The organism is Paracoccus panacisoli (genome assembly GCF_042435015.1).
GTDB classification, from domain to species: Bacteria; Pseudomonadota; Alphaproteobacteria; order Rhodobacterales; family Rhodobacteraceae; genus Paracoccus; species Paracoccus panacisoli.
Map to the genome: position 1 here is coordinate 1 of NZ_JBHMQU010000042.1, position 4,068 is coordinate 4,068.

Here is a 4,068-nt window from a genome sequence, read left to right on the forward strand (position 1 = left end):
CCGAGCGGGTTGGCCGCCCCCGGCTGCGGCGCGGGGTTCTGGGCGGCGCGCGGTGGCGCGGCGCTGCGCGTGGGCGCCGGGGAGTCGGGACCGGGGGGCGGCGCGGTTGTGGGTGCGCGCGGCGTTGGGAGGGCGGCCGCGGGGCGTGCGGTGCTACCGGGGGACGTGCCGAGGTGGTTCGTGCTGGGAGGGCTGGCGGACGACGGTCCCGAGCCGAGCGCGGGGAGTGCTGCGCCTGGGCCGGCTGCGGGGGGGGTCGTGGTGACGCCGCCCGTATTGGACCCCGCGTTGGCGGAGGACGGAGCCTTGCCGGAGCCAGAGCCGGAGCCAGAGCCGGGTGCCGGCGAGGGGCTGGTGATGCGGCCTGGATTCGACCCTTTGGCAACTTGGGATGCGGGCTCGGTTGCCGCGTGGACGGGCTGAGCCGCTTGGGCGGTCGTCGGGAACACCGTGCCCAAGCCACCCACCTTCGAATCAGCACCAGCGGCGGCAGACGCCTCACCAACAGCAGGCACGGCCTCGTCCGTCTGACCGGAGGGCACGTAGGCGGCGCGGTGTCCGGGGGGGCTTGCGGTCATGTCACGCCTCCGCCCGCACCCTTGGCGCGGTTGATCGTCTCGGCGTTGCGGACGGTCGAGCGCAGCACCTCGTCGCGGGGCCCGAAGGCCTGACGGGTGCCCTGGCTCATCACCAAGAGCAGCTCGCACTCGGCGATCGCCGCCGGGCGGTGGGCCATGATGATCACCGCGCCGCCCCGCGCCTTGATGGCGCGGATGGCAAGGTTCAGCGCCTCGGACCCCTCGTTGTCGAGATTCGAGTTCGGCTCGTCGAGGACGAACAGCACCGGATCGAGATAGAGCGCGCGGGCCAGCCCGACGCGCTGGATCTGCCCGCCGGAGAGCCGTGCGCCGGCCTGCGCGATCGGCGTGTCGTAGCCCTGCGGCAGGTCGAGGATCATCCGGTGCGCCGCCGCCGCGGTCGCCGCGCGGACCACGGCGTCGGGGTCGGGCGAGGGCGAAAGCCGGGCGATGTTCTCGGCGATGGTGCCGTCGAACAGCGTCACCTGCTGGGGCAGATAGCCGATCAGCCCGCCCAGCACGTCCGGGTCATACTGCTCCAGCGTCGCCCCATCGAGGCGGATCGCGCCGCCCGCCGCTGGCCAGGCGCCGATCAGCGCCCGTGCCAGCGTGGACTTGCCCGCCCCGGACGGGCCGATCACCCCGAGCGCCTGCCCGGGGCCGAGCGAGAAGCTGACCCCGCGCAGCGTGGGCACCGACTGGCCGGGCGGCACCACGGTGAGGTTCGACACCTCGAGCCGCGCCGCCGGGCGGGGCAGGGGCGTGCGCGGCGGCTGCGGCGGGCGGCGGCTCAGCAGGTTGCCCATCCGCGCCCACCCGTCCTGGGCGCGCTGGATCACCTGCCAGCCGCCGACGATCTGCTCGATCGGCGCCAGCGCCCGGCCCATCAGGATCGAGCTGGCGATCATCGCCCCGGGCGTCACCTCCTGCCGCAGCACCAGCCACGCCCCGGCGGCGAGCAGCGCCGATTGCAGGAACAGCCGGAAGGTGCGCGAGAACACCGCGAAGAACGAGCCGCGGTCGGCGCCTGTCATCGTCGCCTGCGCCATCCGCTCGCGCGCCCCGCGCCAGCGCAAAAAGGTCGCCTGCCGCATCCCGAGCGCGCCGATCAGCTCGCCCTCGTCGCGGTAGAGGTCGGCGGCGCGGTCGGCGGTCTGGCCGGACAGCACCGCCTGCTGCAGCGGCCGGCGCGTCAGCGACTGGTTGAGCCAGGTGGTGATGACGAGAATCAGCCCGCCGATGGTGGCCACCACCCCCAGCACCGGATGAAAGAGATAAAGCCCGGCGAGGAACACCGGCGCCCAGGGCAGGTCGAACAGCGCCATCAGCACCGGCGAGCCGATGAGCTGGCGCACCGCCTCGAGGTCGCGCAGGCCGCCTTGGGCGGCATGGGTCTGGCCGGTCGCCGCGCCCTCGGCGAGGGCGGCCTGGAACACCCGCTGCTCCATCCGGTCCTGGAAGCGCATCGCCACGCGGGCCATCACCCGGGTGCGGGCAAGGTCGATCAGCCCCATCATGGCAAAGAGAAACGCCACCAGCGCGAACAGCCCCGCGAGCGTGGGGACCGAGCGGCTGCCCAGCACCCGGTCATAGACCTGCATCATGAAGAGCGGCCCGGTCAGGTTCAGCAGGTTCACCGCGACCGAGAACACCGCGACGGCCGCGACCAGCCCCAGGCTGCCGCCACGGGCGGCCCTGAGTTCGGCGAATCCGTCATGCCGTCCGGGTGGCGCTGCCATCGTCCCCTTTCCCGTCGCAGGCTCGTGTCATCGTCCAGTTGCCTGGCCGGTTGCCGCGGTCCGCTTCCGTCACTATCCCATCCGCAATGGCGTAAACAGGCCCGACGTCGGCTTCATCGCACGGACGGGTTAAGGAGAGGTTCATGGCCGCGATTTCCATTCGCCCGCGCGGGACGCTTGCCGCTGCGGCACTCGCGCTTCTCGCAGGCTGCGCCACGGCGCCCGAGGGGCAGATCGCCGACCCCTATGAGCCGATGAACCGGCAGGTCCACGCCTTCAACAAGTCGCTGGATGCCACCGTGCTGCGCCCGATCAGCCGCGCGGTGCGCCGCGGCGACGGCGAGGCGGTCACGGCTGCCGCCGCCCCGAACCCCCACCCGTGGGAACCGGGGCCGGGCCCGGTCGAGATGGTCGGCAACTTCGGGTCGAACCTCTCGCTGCCGGGCAAGGTGGTCAACAGCCTGCTGCAGGGCCGACCGCAGCCAGCGGCGCAGAACGCGGCGCGGTTCCTCGTCAACTCGACGCTCGGGCTGGCCGGGGTCTTCGATCCCGCGGGGCGCGAGTTCGCGCTGCAAGAGATCGACACCGACTTCGGCGAGACGCTGCACGTCTGGGGGGTGCCGGCGGGCGCCTATCTCGAGCTGCCGGTGCTCGGCCCCTCGACCGAGCGCGATTTCGCCGGGAAGATCGTCGATTTCGTGATGATCGACCCGCTCGACAGCGTGCTGACCTCCGAGCAGAAGGCGGCGGGCACGGTGGCGCGCATCGTCTCAAAAGCCGGTGAGCGGGCGCGTTTCGGCTCGACCGTGGACTCGGTTCTGCACGACAGTGCCGACAGCTACGCGCAGGCCCGGCTGCTCTACAGCCAGCACCGCCGTTTCGAGCTCAAGCAGGAAGAGGACGTCATTGACCCATATGCCGATTGAGACCCGCCGCGGGTTCCTGGGCCTGATGGCCACCGGGGCGCTGGCCGTGGGCCTGCCCGCCATGCCGGCCTGGGCCGCGTTGTCTGCCGCATCCGCCACCGCCGCCATCCAGCGCGCCGTGGACGAGGTCTTCGCCATCATCAACGCCGGCACCCCGCCGGCCGAGATGTACCGCCGCTTCGAGGGGGTGTTCACCCGCCACGCCGACGTGGACGCCATCGCCCGCTCGGCGCTGGGACCGGCGGCGCGCGGGCTCGACCCGGCCACCTTCGGGCGCTTCAAGCAGGCGATGACCGGCTATATCGCGCGCAAGTACGGCAAGCGCTTCCGCGAGTTCATCGGCTCGAAGATCGAGGTGGGCGGCGCCAAGCCGGTCAAGTCGTTCTGGTCGGTCAGCTCGACCGCCTATCTGAACGGGCGCAGCCCGATGCAGGTCGACTGGCACATCTCGGACAAGACCGGGCAGCCGCGGTTCTTCAACCTCATCATCGAGGGGGTGAACATGCTCGCGTCCGAGCGCGAGGAGATCGGCGCGATGCTGGCCCGCCGCAAGGGCGACCTGAACGGGCTGATCGCGGATCTGCAGCAGGCGGGCTGACCGCATCCCCCCGTCGCCACGAGAAAGGGCCCGCCGGACTGGCGGGCCCTTTTCGCATGGGCGCGGCGGTCAGGTGAGGCCGGGGTCAGTTGAGGCGGGGGATGGCGTTCAGCGCCTCGGCCAGCGCATCGCCCCCGGTGGCGGGCGCGGTGGCGCCGCGGTCGGCCGGGGCAGGGGCCGGGGCGCTGCCGCCCTGGGCTGCGGGCAGCGCGGCCTCGATCGCGGCG

Annotated in this window: 3 protein-coding genes; 2 read left to right on the plus strand and 1 reads right to left on the minus strand. The window is 72.5% G+C overall.

Going from position 1 to position 4,068, the window contains the following annotated elements; genetic code table 11:
* Positions 1 to 574: 574 nt before the first annotated feature.
* Entirely contained in the window at positions 575 to 2,317 is a 1,743-nt protein-coding gene (locus ACFHYO_RS09275) for a type I secretion system permease/ATPase (RefSeq protein ID WP_394319929.1), read from the minus strand.
* A 143-nt stretch (positions 2,318 to 2,460) separates the two neighbouring features.
* Between ACFHYO_RS09275 and ACFHYO_RS09280 the strand changes: the two genes are divergently transcribed.
* Both ACFHYO_RS09280 and ACFHYO_RS09285 read left to right on the plus strand, forming a co-directional pair.
* Positions 2,461 to 3,243 (plus strand): MlaA family lipoprotein, encoded by a 783-nt coding sequence (locus ACFHYO_RS09280; protein ID WP_394319931.1) that lies wholly within the window; start codon positions 2,461 to 2,463, stop codon positions 3,241 to 3,243.
* A complete protein-coding gene (locus ACFHYO_RS09285) occupies positions 3,233 to 3,841 on the plus strand; it encodes an MlaC/ttg2D family ABC transporter substrate-binding protein (protein WP_036711199.1) in 609 nt (202 codons plus the stop codon). The genes ACFHYO_RS09280 and ACFHYO_RS09285 overlap by 11 nt, the downstream gene beginning before the upstream one ends.
* Positions 3,842 to 4,068: the final 227 nt, after the last annotated feature.